The sequence below is a fragment of the Paenibacillus sp. LRG-1 genome, assembly GCF_057220305.1.
Map to the genome: position 1 here is coordinate 1,511,422 of NZ_CM170126.1, position 18,078 is coordinate 1,529,499.

At 46.7% G+C, this 18,078-nt stretch carries 18 protein-coding genes and 5 tRNA genes; 18 read left to right on the forward strand and 5 right to left on the reverse strand.

The window, feature by feature from the left end; genetic code table 11:
- Nucleotides 1-125 precede the first annotated feature (125 nt).
- The 3 genes from ACUUJN_RS06575 to ACUUJN_RS06585 all read left to right on the forward strand — a co-directional run bounded on the left by ACUUJN_RS06575 (nt 126) and on the right by ACUUJN_RS06585 (nt 2,882).
- The gene (locus ACUUJN_RS06575; RefSeq protein WP_023987589.1) at nt 126-629 is read left to right on the forward strand and encodes a DUF6933 domain-containing protein; all 504 of its coding nucleotides are present in this window, start codon (nt 126-128) and stop codon (nt 627-629) included.
- 100 nt (nt 630-729) lie between these two features.
- Entirely contained in the window at nt 730-1,038 is a 309-nt protein-coding gene (locus tag ACUUJN_RS06580) for a hypothetical protein (protein WP_013309242.1), read from the forward strand.
- A 212-nt stretch (nt 1,039-1,250) separates the two neighbouring features.
- Nucleotides 1,251-2,882, forward strand: a complete 1,632-nt coding sequence (locus ACUUJN_RS06585; RefSeq protein ID WP_069080823.1) for a formate--tetrahydrofolate ligase — start codon at nt 1,251-1,253, stop codon at nt 2,880-2,882.
- A gap of 24 nt (nt 2,883-2,906) precedes the next feature.
- Here the strand turns inward: ACUUJN_RS06585 and ACUUJN_RS06590 are convergent, their stop codons facing one another.
- On the reverse strand, nt 2,907-4,637 hold the full coding sequence (locus ACUUJN_RS06590) for an ABC transporter substrate-binding protein (protein WP_338533369.1): 1,731 nt from the start codon (nt 4,635-4,637) through the stop codon (nt 2,907-2,909).
- Nucleotides 4,638-4,746: 109 nt separating this feature from the next.
- Complete coding sequence (locus tag ACUUJN_RS06595) at nt 4,747-5,739, reverse strand: ABC transporter substrate-binding protein (RefSeq protein WP_028543052.1); 993 nt, start codon at nt 5,737-5,739, stop codon at nt 4,747-4,749.
- A 236-nt stretch (nt 5,740-5,975) separates the two neighbouring features.
- Between ACUUJN_RS06595 and ACUUJN_RS06600 the strand changes: the two genes are divergently transcribed.
- From ACUUJN_RS06600 to ACUUJN_RS06625, 6 genes are all read left to right on the forward strand, one after another.
- The gene (locus tag ACUUJN_RS06600; protein WP_484669418.1) at nt 5,976-6,608 is read left to right on the forward strand and encodes a LysE family translocator; all 633 of its coding nucleotides are present in this window, start codon (nt 5,976-5,978) and stop codon (nt 6,606-6,608) included.
- Nucleotides 6,609-6,718: 110 nt separating this feature from the next.
- Complete coding sequence (locus tag ACUUJN_RS06605; protein WP_023987594.1) at nt 6,719-7,996, forward strand: outer membrane lipoprotein-sorting protein; 1,278 nt, start codon at nt 6,719-6,721, stop codon at nt 7,994-7,996.
- Nucleotides 7,997-8,254: 258 nt separating this feature from the next.
- Complete coding sequence (alr, locus tag ACUUJN_RS06610; protein WP_484669419.1) at nt 8,255-9,451, forward strand: alanine racemase; 1,197 nt, start codon at nt 8,255-8,257, stop codon at nt 9,449-9,451.
- 293 nt (nt 9,452-9,744) lie between these two features.
- Complete coding sequence (locus ACUUJN_RS06615) at nt 9,745-10,026, forward strand: CopG family ribbon-helix-helix protein (protein WP_007429334.1); 282 nt, start codon at nt 9,745-9,747, stop codon at nt 10,024-10,026.
- A 6-nt stretch (nt 10,027-10,032) separates the two neighbouring features.
- Complete coding sequence (locus ACUUJN_RS06620; protein ID WP_007429335.1) at nt 10,033-10,383, forward strand: type II toxin-antitoxin system PemK/MazF family toxin; 351 nt, start codon at nt 10,033-10,035, stop codon at nt 10,381-10,383.
- Between the two features lie 179 nt (nt 10,384-10,562).
- Nucleotides 10,563-12,785: a Tex family protein gene (locus ACUUJN_RS06625; protein WP_484669420.1), complete on the forward strand. Its 2,223-nt coding sequence runs from the start codon at nt 10,563-10,565 to the stop codon at nt 12,783-12,785.
- A 104-nt stretch (nt 12,786-12,889) separates the two neighbouring features.
- Here the strand turns inward: ACUUJN_RS06625 and cmpA are convergent, their stop codons facing one another.
- The gene (gene cmpA, locus ACUUJN_RS06630; protein WP_007429337.1) at nt 12,890-13,024 is read right to left on the reverse strand and encodes a cortex morphogenetic protein CmpA; all 135 of its coding nucleotides are present in this window, start codon (nt 13,022-13,024) and stop codon (nt 12,890-12,892) included.
- A gap of 144 nt (nt 13,025-13,168) precedes the next feature.
- On the opposite strand from cmpA, the gene ACUUJN_RS06635 reads away from it, so the two are divergent.
- The 3 genes from ACUUJN_RS06635 to ACUUJN_RS06645 all read left to right on the forward strand — a co-directional run bounded on the left by ACUUJN_RS06635 (nt 13,169) and on the right by ACUUJN_RS06645 (nt 13,903).
- Complete coding sequence (locus tag ACUUJN_RS06635; RefSeq protein WP_068939849.1) at nt 13,169-13,693, forward strand: SprT family protein; 525 nt, start codon at nt 13,169-13,171, stop codon at nt 13,691-13,693.
- A 44-nt stretch (nt 13,694-13,737) separates the two neighbouring features.
- Nucleotides 13,738-13,813, forward strand: a tRNA-Asn gene (locus ACUUJN_RS06640).
- Nucleotide 13,814: 1 nt separating this feature from the next.
- Nucleotides 13,815-13,903 (forward strand) — tRNA-Ser (locus ACUUJN_RS06645).
- Between the two features lie 178 nt (nt 13,904-14,081).
- On the opposite strand, the gene ACUUJN_RS06650 is transcribed toward ACUUJN_RS06645, so the two are convergent.
- On the reverse strand, nt 14,082-14,957 hold the full coding sequence (locus tag ACUUJN_RS06650; RefSeq protein WP_484669421.1) for a Cof-type HAD-IIB family hydrolase: 876 nt from the start codon (nt 14,955-14,957) through the stop codon (nt 14,082-14,084).
- A gap of 69 nt (nt 14,958-15,026) precedes the next feature.
- Nucleotides 15,027-15,788 carry a DeoR/GlpR family DNA-binding transcription regulator gene (locus ACUUJN_RS06655; protein ID WP_068939853.1) on the reverse strand — a complete coding sequence of 254 codons (762 nt, stop codon included), beginning with the start codon at nt 15,786-15,788 and terminating at the stop codon, nt 15,027-15,029.
- Nucleotides 15,789-16,032: 244 nt separating this feature from the next.
- On the opposite strand from ACUUJN_RS06655, the gene ACUUJN_RS06660 reads away from it, so the two are divergent.
- The 6 genes from ACUUJN_RS06660 (at nt 16,033) to ACUUJN_RS06685 (ending at nt 18,019) form a co-directional block, all read left to right on the forward strand.
- Nucleotides 16,033-16,104: transfer RNA gene (locus ACUUJN_RS06660), tRNA-Glu, on the forward strand.
- Nucleotides 16,105-16,190: 86 nt separating this feature from the next.
- Nucleotides 16,191-16,266, forward strand: a tRNA-Lys gene (locus ACUUJN_RS06665).
- Between the two features lie 15 nt (nt 16,267-16,281).
- Nucleotides 16,282-16,364 (forward strand) — tRNA-Leu (locus tag ACUUJN_RS06670).
- A gap of 163 nt (nt 16,365-16,527) precedes the next feature.
- Complete coding sequence (locus tag ACUUJN_RS06675) at nt 16,528-16,983, forward strand: MarR family winged helix-turn-helix transcriptional regulator (RefSeq protein WP_068939855.1); 456 nt, start codon at nt 16,528-16,530, stop codon at nt 16,981-16,983.
- Between the two features lie 185 nt (nt 16,984-17,168).
- Nucleotides 17,169-17,543, forward strand: coding sequence for a helix-turn-helix domain-containing protein (locus tag ACUUJN_RS06680; protein WP_028543045.1), 375 nt, complete (start codon nt 17,169-17,171; stop codon nt 17,541-17,543).
- 92 nt (nt 17,544-17,635) lie between these two features.
- Nucleotides 17,636-18,019 (forward strand): helix-turn-helix domain-containing protein, encoded by a 384-nt coding sequence (locus tag ACUUJN_RS06685; RefSeq protein ID WP_013309253.1) that lies wholly within the window; start codon nt 17,636-17,638, stop codon nt 18,017-18,019.
- Nucleotides 18,020-18,078 lie beyond the last annotated feature (59 nt).

An 18,078-nucleotide genomic window follows, 5' to 3' on the forward strand; every position in this document is an offset into this window, starting at 1 on the left:
ACTGAAAGAGTTTATAATCGGATGTTTGGAATACGGTGTTATAATATCCGGGACATGCCTCATGTACGAGACTAGGTATGTCGAATCACGCTGCGGTACAGGACCGTCAATAAAGGAGAGCAACAATGTTTGTTATACGAGGAACACAAAAACTGCTGAAGGAATGGGAGACTGAACCACTTCAAGTTGATATTTATCCGCCTTTGAATAGTTGGCATGCCAGCTTGTTTTTACTTAATCGAAGAAAAAATATAGTGTTTATGCATGATATATCCCGCTTAAGCATCACGCTTTTTGGGATCAAAAAATCGCAGTACAACAACCTGCCAGTTCTTTTTGTGCAAGCTTTGAAGGAATTAATGATCAGTGAAGGCTTTGATGAGCAGATTGTAAAGGCATACACACAGGAAGGCGAGCAGATGCTGGCTACGACGACGAATAGTCATAGTGTAATGGGAACCTTGGATGAGATTATTTTTATCATGAAGGAACTGGATATGGAGCATGGGTGCGAGCTGGAAAAAAACCAGTGGAATAACCGGATTGTTTTCAAAACTGTTGAATACAAGTACCCTGTTGATGTTTTTAAAGAAATGCTAGAAAAGCATTATAAACTAGAGAGTATTTGAGAAATTTATGATTTTACCGAAATTAAGTTCCATTTATTCCCTCTGTCCTATATAATCTAATATAGTTCTAAAAGACTATATAAAGAGAGGTAAGGGGTAAATGAAAATTAAATTAAGAAATAAAACTGGAATGATCAAGGAACGCAAAGTAGGTTTTTCATGGACTACGCTCTTTTTCGGTTTTTTCCCTGCGTTGTTTAGAGGGGATTGGAAGTGGGCAGTTATTATTTTTCTGGTGTCGATCCTTACGAGTGGGGCGTCCAACTTTGTATTTTGCTTCATCTATAACCGCTTACATATTAATGATCTGCTGTCCCAAGGCTATGGTCCTGCTACTAAGAAATCCCAAGCTATCCTGATTTCTAAGGGATTTATTGCTGAAAATTACGCTGCTAACTTTGCAGGTTAATTTGAGAGCTGCTTGTTAAACGAGACGTATCAAAAGAGCATCCACCAAAGTCCATGCGGGCGGGGAATGCTCTTTTTTTATAACTCACATGATAGCAACGCTTGCGATGAAATGAATCATAGCGCAATAAGCGGCACACTTTGGTAAAATAAAACGATACAGGGTTTGGCACCATCAGTCAGACTTATAAAACGGGGGGTACATAACGAAAGATGAAGAGGATTATTGATATAGCCAAAGAAGCAGGAATTGAAGAAGAACATTTGGAGACGTATGGAAAATATAAAGCGAAGCTGAACCCGTCCCTGTGGGAGCAGTTAAAGGATCGCCCGAATGGAAAGCTGGTGCTGGTTACGGCGATGAATCCCACACCGGCGGGAGAAGGAAAAACGCTGACAACCATCGGGCTGTCACAGGCGCTGAATGCGCTGGGGCATAAAACCGTTGCTGCGTTGCGTGAGCCGTCCCTTGGCCCTTGCTTCGGCATGAAAGGAGGAGCAACCGGGGGAGGACAAGCCCAGATTGTTCCGGCAGAAGACATTAACCTGCATTTTACAGGTGATATTCACGCGATTTCAGCTGCGCATAATTTGCTGGCAGCGATGATCGATAATCATTTGTTTCATGGAAATGCTTTGCGGTTGAAACCGGAGCGGATCGTGTGGAAACGCGCTGTCGATATGAACGACCGGAGTTTACGAAATATTGTGACCGGATTGGGGTCAGGTAATGGAGCGGTGAGAGAAAGTGGCTTTCTGATTACCTCGGCTTCAGAAGTGATGGCGGTATTATGTTTAAGTGAAGATATGGACGATCTTAAAGTGCGATTGGGTCGGATGGTGATTGGTTATAACGAAGATGGCGAAACGGTAACAGCTGAGGAACTACATGCGGTGGAAGGTATGGCTGTGCTGCTTCGGGAAGCATTGAAACCCAATCTGGTGCAAACGTTGGAGGGAACTCCAGTTATTGTGCATGGCGGACCTTTTGCGAATATTGCGCATGGATGCAGTAGTTTGATCGGTACGAAGCTGGCCCTGAAGCTGGGAGAGGTGGTCGTTACGGAGGCTGGATTCGGGGCTGAGCTGGGGGCAGAAAAGTTTTTTGACATCAAGTGCCGTCAATCCGGTTTGCAGCCAGATGCGGCTTTGTTGGTCGTAACCGCCAAAGCGCTGAAATATAACGGCGGTGTAGCTAAAAATGAGCTGGACGCAGAAAATCTGGAGCAAATGCAACTTGGATTAGCCAACATGAACCGGCATGTACGGAATTTGCAAAAGTTTGGCGTGCCAGTACTGGTAGCGGTCAACCATTTTGTAACAGATAGCGAGGCCGAGCTGGAACTAATATTTTCGGAATGCCGCAAGCTGGGTGTACCCGCAGAGCTGTCACAGGTGTGGGCACAGGGAAGCCAAGGGGGAGAAAAGCTAGCCCAAAGCCTGCTCAACCTGCTCCAGGAGGACAAAGCCCATTTTGCACCATTGTATGAGCATACACTTGATTTGCAAGCGAAAATTAGTGTCATTGCGAAGGAACTTTACGGTGCGGCAGAGGTAGCTTACACTCCTGCGGCCAAACGGGCGTTGGCCGGTATGGAGCAGCTTGGTTTTGGACAACTGCCTGTATGCATGGCCAAAACGCCGTATTCTTTCTCAGATCAACCTTCTCTGCTAGGTGCACCGGAGGGCTTTACCATTCACGTGTCCCGCGTTTCTTTGTCCGCAGGGGCAGGCTTTGTGGTCGTGGAAACAGGCAATACTATGACGATGCCAGGATTGCCCAAATCCCCAGCAGCTGAGCATATGTCGCTGGAGGCAGATGGGAGCATTCAAGGTCTAATGTAGTATCTTTAGAAAAATGGCAGCTTCTCAGGATGGAGTGCCAAGCAGTTTGGGCAGTGCAGTAAGCAGTTTTTGCCGGGTCATGGCATCGCTCCAGTTCCAGCGGTCAGCTTCTACGAAATATACCCGACCTTGACGTACAGCAGGAAGGCTGCGCCAGAGAGGGCTGCTGATCATACGTTCCAGCGTACGTTTGGATTCTGGAGCTGTTGGGACAAGCATAAAAATGCGGTCCCCGGCGTAATCAGGCAATTCGTTCGGATCTATTTCTGCGAAGCCTTGTTCCGCGTCGAGCACCTTTTGGATCAGCTCAACGGGCTGAAAGCCCTGTGGGTGGTAGAGGGCCGACGAGAATCCGGACATACCCATGACAAAGAGCCGATCACCATGATCGAAGATGAAGACGGAGGCCGTTTCTCCGGCTGTGATTTGCGTACCGAGCTGCTGCCACATTGCCAGATTGCGGGCTGAAAAGGTAGACAACCAGCGTTCGGCCTCCCGCTCCTTACCGAGCCAGACGCCAAGTGTACGCATCCGTTCCTCCAGTGTGGCGAAGGAGTTGAAGGTGACGGTGGGAGCGATACTAGCAATGCGCTCATATTCCTGTTCATCCGAATTGGCGATGATAATTAGATCGGGATCAAGAGCGCTGGTCAAGCGAATATCCAGTGGAAGGCCCACATCGGCGACATTCACAAGACGATGTTTATAGACGCTGTATTCACTGAGTCGCAGACTTCCACCGATGGCTTTGGCCCCTAATGCCAATAGATCGCCCATCGTTTCTCCATGATAGATGATGCGGCTTGCTCGGCGCGGAATGTGAATATGGTGACCCGTCCAATCCTTGACGCGCACAGAACCGGAGACAGAAAGTGCGTACTTGCCAGGGGGAATCCCGGTCATTTGCCTAAACCGTCGATTAAAATAATATTCGTCAGAGAAACCAACCTGACGGGCAATTTCACGTAAAGGCCGTTTGCATTCCAGCAGCAGCCGCTTGGCATGGTTCAAGCGCAGCTCAGTGAGGTAATGCAGCGGCTTTTTGCCTGTAATTTTACGAAACAATTGGGAGTATTGCCATATGGAAACGTTCGCTTGTTCAGCGAGCTGCTTGACGGTAATGGGCTTTTCATAGTGGTTTTCCATATATGAAAGGGTACCTTCCACCGATGCTGGCAATGCCGGATTAGAGGTATTATTTTGATCAATATGGGTGTGGTCTTCCTGCCACAACAAGAGCAACTCTTGAAACATGATTTGCTGCCGTAATACAGATGTTTGGTTATGCGGCTGTACCGTTTGTTGGGTACTATGAAATAACTCTTCAGTCAACTGAACAAGTTTGGAGGAAGAAGAGGAGGCAATGTATTCGCGCGGTCCCGGCAGGACAGGTTCATGATATAGGGATGGCATACGTGCTGCGTGTTCAGCCAAGGCCATGTCAGCTTGTGGTTCTGATGGCAAAGCGATGACCTCAAACGTGATTTTGTAGTATTCGGGTACAGTTCCATTCAGGGGAGCGATTTGATAGGATTCACCTGGAGCTAGCCAATACCCATGACCTGTATGGGATAGATACTGCTCTGGGCCAATGTCCACCATACCTGTCCCACCGATGAATATAAGAAGACAGTGATATGAATTGGGACGTGATAATAATTCATCGGTAGGCTCACCAACCAACGCAATTTCTTTAAAATGAAAAAGCAGTGAGCTGAATGGGGGAGGATATACGGACGACGGAGACTGGTTCACGGTATTGCTCCTTTTATTGAGAATGGTTATCATGTATGTATAAGTATACCTCCTTTAGGTTCAACAAAAAAGAAGCCTATCAACAAGTGTCGATAAGCTTCTCCAATTTTTATTTGATGAGCTTGGGCAATTCCTCCAGCAGCCATTCTCGAGTGGAAGCATCACTTTCAGTTTTGCCAATATCCTGAGTGTACACACGTCCCTGTTTGACAGCAGGAAGCTGGAGCCACAGCTTGCTTTTCATTAACTGTTCAGTGGATTGTTGGGCTTCTGAACTTGGTGTTCTTAGTATGAAAATCCGATCTCCAGCGTATTGTCCGATCACTTCCTGAGATATTTGTACAAATCCTTTGTCCTCATCCAGTGCTTTCTGAATAAGAGGAGTAGGCTTGAAACCATTCTTTTCATACAGTATTTGTGACAGTCCTGTCCGTCCCATTGCGAATAAACGGTCGCCAGGATAGTAGGTAAACACTGAAGCAGTTTCCCCCGCCTTAACACCCTCTGCGTGAAGCTTGGTCCACATCTCCGCTTCCTTTATTTTATATTGGGCAAGCCAATCTTCAGCAGCCTTTTTCTTATTCACAATGTCTCCGAGATGTAGCAAACGTTCGTTTAACGGGGCAAAGGTATCGAACATAATTGTAGGTGCAATTTTTGTTAACGCTGCGTATTGTTTTTCATCTGTATCGGCGGTAATGATCAGGTCAGGCTGAAGTTCCAAGGTTTTTTCCAAATTAATCGGGAACCCCAGATCGGCCACGTTCTGAACCTGCTTCTCATAAACCTTACCTTCAATCATAGAAGTCGATGTACCTATAGCTTGTACGTCTAAAACCAATAGATCCCCATAGTTTTCTCCGAAGTAAGCAATGCGCCCAGGAGTCGTGGGAATGTTCACTGTATGTCCCTTATAGTCTGTGTAGTCACGAGTTGTGGCAGCTTCCGATGTTTTTGTAGATGCTGTTGTGTTGCTGCTTGCAGTCTGATTGTCAGATGCGCCGCATCCCAGTAGCAATGCCCCCATAAGAAAGAAAAGGCAGATCAGAGCAGTGTATTGTCGAGTAGAATTTTTGTTGATTGTCGAGTTCTTGTTGGTCATAGCAACCTCCGTATAATAGAATGATTCAGAATTTTGTAAATGAGAATTATTATCACAAAAGCAATGATAAGCGCTGGACCCTCAATACTCAATGGACAAACTTGGTCAATGAATCCGATTTTGTACAAAATAATTCTCATGTGTTCTTAGCTCATTTCAGGTTTTTCAAATTTTATTGATTTGTCATTTTTTAAGGTATAGAATATCATTTTTATACATTTGAAAGGGGTTTTGAAATGGCATTGTTTATTACATATGTTTTACTAGGTTTCTCTATAGCACTACCTGTAGGTACAATTACCATTGAAATGACGAAGCAAGGGCTAAAGAATGGATTCATGCATGGATGGATTGTGGGCCTTGGGGGGATGACCGTCGATTTGTTATTAATCATTGGTTTATATTTTGGTCTGGCCTCTGTTTTGTCATTACCTGTTGTACAAGTGATTATGTGGTTCGTTGGAGCCTTTTTTTTGTGCTACGTAGGGTACGACAGCATTAAAAATGCGGATCATGATATTGCGCTAGAAGGAGAGAAAAAGACGAAATCATTATTTTCTTCCTATAAAAATGGGCTGCTTGTAGCTGTTTCACCAGGAAATTTAGTGTTTTGGGTGAGTGTTTTTGGAACTGTGCTGGCAAGCTCATTTGATCGGTCAAATACAAGTCAATTCTTGATTGTCGGCTTAGGTATTTTGTTTGGTATTCTTATCCATGATTTAGGCTTGATGGCCCTTGTTGCGACAACACGAAAAGCGATGAATCGAACCGCCATCAAGTGGGTTACGATCAGTGCAGGCGTGGTTTTGATCGGTTTTTCATTGTATTTTCTGTATGAATTTATAATCACTCTCCAAAAGATTTTATAGCATTACACAAGGATACGTTCAAGCTTGTCATGCCAGTCTGCATAAATCGAACAAGTCCTTCATAGACATGTACTAATTCATTTAAAACATGTGCTGAAGGGGTTGATGACATGCGCCGGATTTCATGGATGCTTGCCATGGTCATGTGTGTAACGCTGCTACTGGCCGGGTGCGGCAAGAAGAGCGCGGACGATGTGGTTAAAGATTTGAGTGACGTGGTGAGCGACCTGAACAGCTACCACGGTACAGCTTTGATGACGCTGCATACCGGCGACACGCCGCAGGAATACAAGGTTGATATTTCCTACCGCAAGCCGTCCTATTACCGAATTGCCATGACGAACGAGAAAAAGGATGTTACGCAAATTGTGCTTCGTAATGATGAGGGTGTATTTGTACTGACACCCAGCCTGAACAAAAGCTTCCGTTTCAAAAGCGACTGGCCAAACAATCAGGGTCAAGTATATTTATATGAAACGTTAGTTCGCAGCATTATCGGCGATGCCTCCCGTCAGTTGGCTACCGACGATAAATCCTATGTGTTTGATGTGGCAGCAAATTACAACAGCCATGCGCTGGTGAGACAAAAGATATGGCTGTCCAAAAATGACTATGCACCCACTCAGGTACAGGTGTCTGATGCGAATGCCAAGGTAGTTGTTGATCTGAAATTCGATCAATTTGCTTTTGATACGAAGTTTGACAAGGACTCCTTTGATATGGAGCGGAACATGGCTTCAGGTAAGACGAGTACGGGTAGCGAAGGGGCGCCATCTTCTGGAGCAGTAGATTCCAGCGGTCAGCTTGATCCTTCCGGTGCGGTGGATGGGACGACTGGCGTGACGTCTGGCGAACCCGGACAAGAGCAGGGAACAGCAGGGGATGCAGTCCAGCAGCCGTCAGGGGAAGCGAAGGTGGACGGTACTGCCACAAACGATACATCCAAACCGGACGCAGCAGCCAACGCAGAGGCGCAGCAACAAACCCCGGGCACATCGGATGCCACAAACGGAACGTCAGCGGGAACAAATGCGGCAGAAGCTGTGATGGGTGAGTTCGGCTTGATCGAACCGTCCTACACGCCAGCCGGAGTACAGATCAAGGATACGCCGGAGCTCGAGGATAATGGTACACATGCGGTGATGCTGCGGTATAGTGGAACGTATAACTATACCATTGTAGAGGCACGTCCCAAAGATCGGGCGGTCGCACTGGCCGCAGGCGAACTGGTTGATATTGGAGGAAGCTTTGCCGTTCTGACCGGAGGCGAACAGCAGACGATGACCTGGATGAATGACGGAATCGAGTTCAGAATCACCAGTGCTGACCTGCCTGTGAGCGAAATGATACAAATTGCCGCTTCTATACAGGATCAATCGGGTAAATAAAACTTTATAGACGGATGCAGACGGTCTAGAGTGTAAAAATGCTCTGCTGCCGCCCGTATCCGTCTTTTGTTCATTCGCGGTCTAGGATGTGCACCGCTTGTATGTCGTGTTCATTGTAGAGGATGCAGGCAAACGTCTCCTGCCATTGACAGCCACGTTTTTGAACATTACCATTAACCTTTGGAAGCAAGAACTTTGCCACACTCCGAATGGTAAAAGGTTATGTTACAGGCTAACAATTGAAGAAGGTGACTGGATTTGCAAGCACAATACAGATCGACCCGGGCCGAAATCAACCTGGATCACCTTGGCGCCAACTATGAAGCTTTTCGCAAGGCATTGCCAGCGGATAAGCTGATACTGGTCTGTGTCAAGGCTAATGCCTACGGACACGGTGCCGTGGAAATTTCAAAGGAATTGGAACGCCTTGGTGCGGATTATTTGAGCGTCGCTTTTCTGGATGAAGCGTTGGAGCTTCGTCATGCGGGGGTTCAGCTACCGATTCTTGTACTCGGCTATACCTCACCGGAAGCTGTACAAACGGCTTGGGAGCATGATATCTCATTGACTGTGTTCAGTGAAGAAGTGCTGGAGGGTATCCGCAGACTGGACCGCCAAGGAAACGAACGCAAGCTGAAGGTGCACATCAAAATAGACAGTGGCATGGGAAGACTGGGTTTGCTGCCTGGAGAAGAGGCTATGGCTTTTGTCCGGCAGGCTCACAAATTAGAGCAGGTGCTGCTGGAAGGCATGTACACCCATTTTGCCCGCGCGGATGAAGAAGACAAAAGCTATACACTGCTACAATATGATCGGTTTCGGGGCGTGGCGGAAGCGCTAAGGGAACAAGGTATTACCATTCCCATTATACATACGGGCAATAGCGCCGCCACCATTGATACCCCTTCTCTTTCCCCCAATATGGTGCGGATTGGTATCAGTATATACGGTCTGTATCCGTCTGATGAGGTTAATCGGCAAGCCATTGAGCTGCTGCCAGTATTGTCATTGAAGACGGCGGTGGTTTACACCAAAACGCTTCCTCCCGGCTGGGGAGTTAGTTATGGCACCCGGTATGTAACCTCCAGTGAAGAACGGATCGGTACACTGCCAATCGGCTATGCGGATGGATACTCCCGCATGCTGAGTGGGAAGATCGAAGTGTTGATACGCGGTCGCCGCGTCCCGGTACTCGGTACGATTTGCATGGACCAGTGTATGGTATCCTTACAATCTTTCGCAGAAGATGCGGAAGAAATCCAAACCGGCGAAGAGGTTGTTCTCATCGGCCAGCAGTCCGGCGAAACTATCGCGGCGGATGAGTTGGCATCCAAGCTTGGTACGATCCACTATGAGGTGATCTGCATGATCGCAGATAGGGTACCGCGTGTATACACACGAGGTCATGTTCCTGTTGTTCGAGTGAACTCGCTTCTTCCAACCCGCTGGAATTAATTTCATAACGCAAATTACCGAATAAAAGCAGGAGTTTTCGCAGAACGTCCCGAAATATGTACAAAGGAAAGAAAAGAGCGCTATAACTGTCAAAAGACGCATCAGGCTCCGCTGACACTTGTATTTCGGGGATCAAACGCCTGTACGAAAACGAACTGCGTAGTTTATAATGGAATGCAGCATAGATGATATACGAATATCATATACATTCTCTTGTATTCCGTTTGAATAAATTACCGGGAATAACGTTATAATGGTACAATGGCGACAAGGTTTTGGGGGTGGAAGAGAAGTTGGCCAATTTGCAGAACACCAAAAGAATAATGATCAGTTTGCCAGATCATCTCTTGCAGGAAGTGGACGGGATCGTAGCTATGGAAAATTCCAACCGCAGTGAATTTATCAGGCAGGCCATGAAGCTGTATGTAGGCGAACGTAAAAAACGTTACATTCGTGAAGCTATGCAGCGTGGATACATGGAAATGGCTAAAATTAACTTAACCATGGCATCCGAAGCCTTTCACGCGGAGGAAGATGCAAACAGCACCTTGGGCCGTACAGTTAGCGGGGTGTAATCCATATTGATCGTAAAGCGCGGCGACGTTTTTTTTGCAGACCTTTCACCCGTAGTCGGTTCCGAGCAAGGTGGCGTCAGACCTGTGCTGATCATTCAAAATGATATCGGCAACCGGTTTAGTCCTACTGTGATCGTAGCAGCTATCACCGCTCAGATTCAGAAGGCAAAGCTGCCTACACACGTGGAAATCGACGCGGCGACGCATGGCTTTGATCGTGATTCTGTTGTTCTTCTGGAGCAAATTCGGACGATCGACAAGCAAAGGCTTACCGACAAAATCACCCATTTAGATGAAGAAACCATGCGCAAAGTGAGCGATTCGCTACAAATCAGTCTCGGTTTGATTGATTTTTAGCGTGATGGAACGACGAGTGAAACGGGAAAAGGGCAGCGCTTGGGCGCTGTCCTTTTGCGTGTCCAATGAAAAATGCAGGTAGGGCTTGCTTTAACGTCACCTGCTGGCGCTTTGAATCATTTTTTGTGATAATGAAAGACATGGTGTATGACAAGAGCTGTGAGGAAGAAGGGATAGGTTTGTCTAACGAGGAAACGAAGACGGAAATCCGGCAGGAGCCGAACGAAGCAGAACGCCAAGAGCGGATTGTCAAACAAGTGGCGAGAGAGCTGTCGCTGGCACTCAAGCAAATCCGGACAACGATCAGTTTGTTGGATGAAGGGAATACAATTCCTTTTATCGCGCGTTATCGTAAGGAAATGACAGGAGAGCTGGATGAAAATCAGCTGCGTGAAATTGAAGATCGTGTGGTGTATTTGCGTAATCTGGAGGATCGTAAGGTAGAGGTCATCCGCATTATTGATGAGCAGGGCAAGCTGACGGAAGACCTGCAGACTGCTATCACCTCTGCGGTTAAACTTCAGGAAGTGGAGGATCTGTATCGTCCGTATCGGCAAAAACGCAAAACCCGCGCCAGTGTAGCGAAGGAACGGGGACTGGAGCCGCTGTCCATCTGGATCTGGAGCCAGCCGAAACAGGGCGATGCCCTGAAAGAAGCCGAGTCTTATGTTAATGCGGAACTGGGAGTGGACAGCGCCGAGGCGGCCATCCAAGGAGCCTTGGACATTTTAGCTGAAAATATAGCGGATGATGCGGCTATTCGCCAATGGGTACGCCGATACACGCTGGACCATGGTATGTTGACCTCCGAAGCGAAGGACGCGGAGCAAGAATCCGTGTATGAGAACTACTACAGCTATCGTGAGCTCGCTAAGAAAATGCCACCTCACCGTATTCTGGCGATTAATCGCGGGGAGCGGGAAGGCATTCTTAAGGTCGGTCTGGAGGTAGCGCCAGATTCCATTTACAATTACGTGGCCGGCCAAGTGATTAAAGGATCGTCTGTCGTGCAAGATCTGCTGCGCAGTGTCATTGAGGATGCGTATAAAAGACTTATCGCGCCATCTATCGAGCGTGAAGTACGCGCTGAAATGACGGAGAAGGGCGAGCAGCAGGCCATCTCCATTTTTGCAGGCAACTTGCGCAGCCTGTTGCTACAGGCTCCGATCAAGGGCCGACGTGTGCTCGGTGTCGATCCGGCCTATCGGACAGGCTGTAAGCTGGCGGCTGTCGATGACACCGGCAAGCTGCTCGAAGTGGCTGTGACGTATCCGACACCGCCGAACAACAAGAAGCGCGAGGCTGCTGAAAAGTTCAAGCAGCTAATTGCCCAATATGGTATCGAATTGATTGTCATTGGTAACGGAACCGCTTCGCGCGAGACAGAGCAATTTGTAGCGGAAGTCATCGCGGACATTGGTGACAGCAGTCTAGCGTATCTGATCGTCAATGAGGCGGGCGCGAGCGTATACTCTGCCTCCAAGCTGGCACAGGAGGAATTTCCCGATTTGGACGTGGCTGAGCGCAGTGCGGCTTCCATCGCACGTCGTGTGCAGGACCCGCTGGCTGAGCTGGTCAAGATTGAGCCGAAGGCTATTGGTGTAGGCCAATACCAGCATGATGTGTCGCAGAAACATCTGGATGAAAGCTTAAAGGATGTTGTCGAATCAGCCGTTAACCATGTCGGTGTGGATGTGAACACGGCTTCCTCTGCGCTGTTATCCTATGTAGCGGGGATCAATGCGACGATTGCCAAAAACATCGTTAAGTACCGTGAGGAAAACGGTAAATTCAGCAGCCGTCGTCAGTTGCAGAAGGTGCCGCGCCTTGGTGCAAAAACCTATGAGCAATCTGTAGGCTTTATCCGTATACCGGGTGGAGAAAATCCGCTGGACCGTACACCGATTCACCCTGAATCGTATGCTGTCGTAGACCGCCTGTTAGCGGAACTGGACATCAGCGCCCACGATCTGGGTACTAAGACTGCAATGGAAGCACTGAGCGTGTCCAACATTGACGAATTGGCTGCAAAGCTTGAAGTCGGCGTGCCAACACTGAAGGATATTCTGGACAGTCTCCAGCGTCCGGGCCGTGACCCGCGTGACGAGCTGCCGTTGCCTGTATTCCGCAAGGATGTGCTGAAGATCGAGGATCTCTCACCGGGTATGGAGCTTCAGGGAACCGTCCGCAATGTCATTGATTTCGGCGCATTTGTCGATATCGGTATTAAAAGTGACGGGTTGGTTCATATTTCACAGCTGCGCAGTGGCTTCGTAAAGCATCCGATGGATGTCGTATCTGTCGGTGATAACGTGACGGTGTGGGTGTTAAATGTTGATTTGAAAAAAGGCAGGGTTGGTCTGACGATGAAACCTCCTGCAGAGGCGCAATCGCAGGCATAATACTTTAAATAAAGCTGTACAACCTTCTTGTGAAGGTATAACAAAAGCCGGAATCTCCGAACTGCATCGGAGATTCCCGCTTTCATTTTTGGATGCCTTAGCTTCTACCCGTTGTTGGCATCGAACTCCACGCCAGGTGCTTTATGATAAAAAAACCAACAATCGTTCAACAGTTTAATTTGGCGCCGGTCCTTTTTGTAAAAGGCCCGCATGAGCTGGTTGCTGAGCCATTGAGGCAAGCCGATCTCCTCCTCTGCGTTACTTCTGTATGTTTAGCATATGGGGTGGGTACCTAAAGTGTGCTTATGAATTGGGGGTTAGACTTCGGCCGTTATTTTATAATATGCTTGTCAGTAAGGAGCAAAGGAGGAGAGACCGGAAGGATGGAGTCTAAGTCCCTGAGCAATTCAATGAACCATTCTATGAACCGTTCTATGAGTAATGAAGAGCTTCAAGAATGGGTAGAGCGCATTTCGCTGGAGAGCTTCGGCGTGCCGTTTCGACATCAAGCCACCTTTAATGCGCGCCTGTCTTCCACAGGCGGTAGGTATTTTATGAAAAGTCATCATATTGAAATTAATCCACATCAACTCGCAGCTTACGGACGTTCTGAGGTGGAGAAAATTATTAAGCATGAGCTGTGCCATTATCATTTACATTTGCGAGGGATGGGCTATCAGCATCGAGATGCTGACTTCAAAGCATGGCTTGCCCGTGTAGGAGGGAGCAGGCATTGTCAGACTCTGCCAGGAAGAACGGAACGTAAGCCTCAGCCTTATCGTTACAAGCTAGTATGCGTTTCCTGTAAACAGGAGTATATGCGCAAGCGTAAGATGAATCCTCAGCGGTATCGCTGTGGGAAGTGTGGAGGTAAGCTTCGCCTGTTGGCACTTGACGGCACCCCCTGAATCATGGTAAATTAACCATACTGTATGATAATTTACAGTAATGTTCCCTGATAGCTCAGTTGGTAGAGCACTCGACTGTTAATCGAGTTGTCACAGGTTCGAGTCCTGTTCGGGGAGCCATGGAGAGGTACCCAAGTGGCTATAAGGGGACCCTCTGCTAAGGGGTTAGGCTGCGAAAGCGGTGCGAGGGTTCGAATCCCTCTCTCTCCGTTGGTATTTTAAGCAGAAAAAGGACGCTCGTATGCATTGTAATGATGCTTGCGAGCGTCCTTTTCGTCTATATCTGCTTTGAGAATAACGGTGGACTGAAATCGTTTAAATGGAGAGGCGGACGTGCTGCGTACAGCATGAAGCGACGTTAGCCTGTCTTGTACGCAGCCAATAACTTCTATTTCACGCTGTCAGCCTCGACTGTCTTGAGTATGTTCAACAGAGCATGAGCGACGCCATCTTCCGCATTAGTCAGAGTCACTTCGGAGCAGACGGCCTTGATGTCGTCTTTTGCATTGCCCATGGCAATGCCTGTTCCTGCCATCGTCAGCATGGAGATATCGTTGTAGCTGTCCCCAATCGCTACAGCTTCTTGCATGGGAATGCTCAGATGATTCGCCAGATAACGCAATGCATTACCTTTAGACGCATCCCTATGCTCGACTTCAAAGTTACGGTCTGAAGAGATGACCATGTTCAGCCCCTGAAAACTTCGGTAACGTTCCCGGCCCCAATCCAATTTGGCTTGATCAAAGGAGAAACAGAGCACGTTATAAATCTCTGCATTCAGTGGAATGTCCTCATATGAAGCGATGCGGGTATGTCCGGTCTGTTCATATTGTTTTTCAGCTGCATGTAATAAAGTATCCAGCGAAATATCCGGGTTGGAGCTCAGCAAGCGGTCCATTTCAACAGCAAGCAGCTGGTGTCCGTTTTGTGGAGAATAAATAGCGCGGTCTGTCATGACCTCATAGTAAAAGTCGTTGTCATGCAGCCAGCTCAGCACTTCAAACGTTTCACTGCGGCCCATAGGAGTAGAGGTTAACTGACGACGATGCACATCGTGTACGGTTGCGCCGTTTGCTCCAATGACGGGAGTTACAAGCTCTGCTTCCTCTAGCTTTGTCCAGGCGTCATAAGCGGCTCTACCAGTGGCAATTGTCACCTGAACGCCTTGCTGCTGTGCTTGGCGTATAGCCTCCGCGTTCACTTTGCTTATTTTTCCTTCCTCGTTCAGCAGTGTTCCATCCATATCAATCGCAAACAGTTTCATTTCTCCCCAGCTCCTGTCTTTCGATATCTCTGTGATAAGTCTTGAGTTCTAGCTAATCGGTTTCGTATTTTATGAGGGTACAACAACTTCCACATCATAATGTTGCAAAATTTCCAGCATCGCTGGTTCTGGCAATCTGTCGGTGATCACGATATTAACTTCAGACAGATCGGCAAAACGATATGGAAAATTGATTCCGAATTTCGAATGGTCTGCAAGGACGATCACCTGATCTGCCTGTTTCATCATTTGATGCTTCAACATACCGTCTTCTTCATGAATCAGGCTTAGTCCGTGGGCTGATATACCACCAATCCCGATAAAGGCTTTGTCTACAAAATAGTGAGACAAAGTGGCGATCACGGAGGAGCCATATACATATCGGTGTTCTTTTTGCAGGCGGCCTCCCAACAGATGTATGGAGACACCGTCTTTTCCAGATAGCACGTCAGCCTGATTGATTGAATTGGTGATGACCGAACATTCCTGCACATTCAGTCTTTCTGCACACGCCTGTACGGTGGTAGAGGAATCCAATATAATACGATCCTTATCTCGTACCATGCTGGCAGCCAGTTGTCCGATCACTTGTTTCTCCTCGGATACAGTAAGTAGTCTTTCATTATAATTTCCAATTGGATCGTGATGAAGTGTAGGGAGAAGAGCGCCGCCGCGGGTGCGAATAATTTTTTGATGCTCTTCAAGTTTTACGAGGTCTCGACGGGCCGTATCTCGTGAAACATTAAAAAATTCACAAATATCATCCACCGAAATACGCTTATGAAGCTGTAAGTAATCAACGATTTTTAACATTCGTTCTTCCTGATACATAAAAAGCTCCTCTAATATATAATTATTTCGGTATCTCGTAAGTGATTATAAGTAAATTCAAGTGATATTGCAATCGTTTATCGCTATTTTCAGGATTTTAGTGATTTTAGATAAGGCATTGTAAGTGAATGCGAATTTTGTACTTATAAAAACTGCTTTTTTAAAAATTTTAGAAATAAGTATTGCCATTCGTTATTCTATTTGATATACTCTTTCTTGTCGCCAAGTTGGCGCATAATAATAAGGCCCGTTGGTCAAGGGGTTAAGACACCTCCCTTTCACGGAGGTAACAGGGGTTCGAATCCCCTACGGGTCATTGTTGTCTTTATAGACTACATGTTGCATGCTTAAGGGAAATTCCTGAGGTCTGGTCTAATGGCGGACAGCTTGGATGAACAGCATGAGCCATTAGCTCAGTTGGTAGAGCACCTGACTTTTAATCAGGGTGTCGAAGGTTCGAGTCCTTCATGGCTCACCATTTATATTTTGTTATGCGGTCGTGGTGGAATGGCAGACACGCTATCTTGAGGGGGTAGTGAGCGTACGCTCGTGGAGGTTCGAGTCCTCTCGACCGCATCAATGGAATAAACGGAAAAGTCTCTCGCGGTAGAGGCTTTTTTTATTTGTGTAGTGATGTAATAAAGTAATGATTATGATGAAATAATGATTCCATAGTATAATATAATGCCATAATGTTATAGAATGATAAGTATAAACTTATGAAGTGACGGTGAAAAATATGGACACTCAACTGTTAGGAAATATATCAGAAAATATTTTGGGCTTGTTTCCGATTGTGAAGAAGAAATTTTTCACCTACGGTCCGCTCGATTTCCCATTACACTTGTCGCCTAATAACTTTCAAGTGCTCATGCTTCTGCGTGAAGTGCGTTCGTCTACAGTATCCGATTTGTCCAAACAACTTAATGTCTCACGTCCAAACATGACTCCTCTTCTGGATAAGTTGGTGGAGCATGGGTTGGCTGACCGCCAATCGTGTGATTCGGATCGCAGAGTCGTGAATGTGGCGATTACACAGGAAGGCGATGCTTTTTGTGAACAGGTATTTCATACCTTCTCCAATAAAATTCAAGAAAGACTGGTGTATTTGCCAGAAGAAGATTTATTGCATCTGAGTGAAACTTTGAATGAATTGAAGCATATCTTACTTAAAATCGACAACGCTGCTACGTGATTGGCGTAAGTGAACTGGCTTAAAGACCGCCCTTTCTTCGGAAAACAGGCGGTTTTTGTTGCGTGTTGTGGTATAATGGAAACCAACATACATAATTCGGTAATTTTAGCATACGTGATCTTTGAAATGGGAACAGAGAACATGATATCGTTATTTGAGAGCCTGCTAGGGAGGAAGGAACTTCTATGCAATCTATTTACCATCGCATTGAGGAACTCATCAAGGAACGGGGAATGACGAAAAAGGCGTTCTGCCAGCAGTTAGGCATTAGTACAGGGAACTTCGGGGATTGGAAAAGAGGAAAAACGACGCCGGGCACGAATAAACTCATTGAAATTGCTTCGTTTTTTGATGCCAGTCTGGATTGGATCATGCTGGGTCGAGATGTACAGGGTGAGGTGCTAAAGGAGTCGCAAGACCCTTATTTTTTTGGCGCTTCAGGGCAACTGAATTGCCAGGGGGAACCGCTTAGTGAGGCGGAAAGAAATTTTATACTTGAGTATATTGAATTTACCCGCTTTCGTAAAGAGAAAAACCAGCGCAATTCTACTATGGGGTAATGGTTGCTTAGGATTTGATGAGGATTATTAATGAGTAAGGCTGAAAATGAAAATTATTTCAGAAAAAGTTACTGTGTCGGAGGGGAAACATTTTGGGAGATCAAACTATTTATCAGCGGATTGAAGCTTTGATTAAGGATCGCGGAATGACCAAGAAGGCATTTTGTGAAAAACTTAAAATCAGTTCAGGGAATCTCGGTGATTGGAGAAGGGGGAAAACAACGCCGGGTACCACCCATTTGATTCAGATTTCGGACTTTTTTAATGTATCGCTCGATTGGTTAATGAAAGGGATTAAGCCAGGAGAAGGCGTACTTCAGGAGCAGAAGGCTGCTTATTTTTTTGGAGTGATGGGGCCACTGAATTGCCAGGCAGAAGATCTTGAGACGGAAGAACAGAATTTTATTTTAGAATATGTTGAATTTGCGAAATACCGTAAGCAAAAAAGTGAGAAGGATAAAACAAAGCCGGAATAATTTTTTGGCTAAAGATCGTCTGGGTTGAAGACCCGTAAACGAACTAGTGGGGTTCGCTT

What these genes read in the sequence shown, in the direction of transcription:
- ACUUJN_RS06680 (WP_028543045.1), top strand. Translation starts at nt 17,169, where the DNA reads ATGCAATCTATTTACCATCGCATTGAGGAACTCATCAAGGAACGGGGA.
- ACUUJN_RS06675 (WP_068939855.1), top strand. Translation starts at nt 16,528, where the DNA reads ATGGACACTCAACTGTTAGGAAATATATCAGAAAATATTTTGGGCTTG.
- ACUUJN_RS06655 (WP_068939853.1), bottom strand. Translation starts at nt 15,788, where the DNA reads ATGTATCAGGAAGAACGAATGTTAAAAATCGTTGATTACTTACAGCTT.
- ACUUJN_RS06650 (WP_484669421.1), bottom strand. Translation starts at nt 14,957, where the DNA reads ATGAAACTGTTTGCGATTGATATGGATGGAACACTGCTGAACGAGGAA.
- ACUUJN_RS06595 (WP_028543052.1), bottom strand. Translation starts at nt 5,739, where the DNA reads ATGACCAACAAGAACTCGACAATCAACAAAAATTCTACTCGACAATAC.
- ACUUJN_RS06605 (WP_023987594.1), top strand. Translation starts at nt 6,719, where the DNA reads ATGCGCCGGATTTCATGGATGCTTGCCATGGTCATGTGTGTAACGCTG.
- ACUUJN_RS06600 (WP_484669418.1), top strand. Translation starts at nt 5,976, where the DNA reads ATGGCATTGTTTATTACATATGTTTTACTAGGTTTCTCTATAGCACTA.
- ACUUJN_RS06635 (WP_068939849.1), top strand. Translation starts at nt 13,169, where the DNA reads ATGGAGTCTAAGTCCCTGAGCAATTCAATGAACCATTCTATGAACCGT.
- ACUUJN_RS06580 (WP_013309242.1), top strand. Translation starts at nt 730, where the DNA reads ATGAAAATTAAATTAAGAAATAAAACTGGAATGATCAAGGAACGCAAA.
- ACUUJN_RS06585 (WP_069080823.1), top strand. Translation starts at nt 1,251, where the DNA reads ATGAAGAGGATTATTGATATAGCCAAAGAAGCAGGAATTGAAGAAGAA.
- ACUUJN_RS06575 (WP_023987589.1), top strand. Translation starts at nt 126, where the DNA reads ATGTTTGTTATACGAGGAACACAAAAACTGCTGAAGGAATGGGAGACT.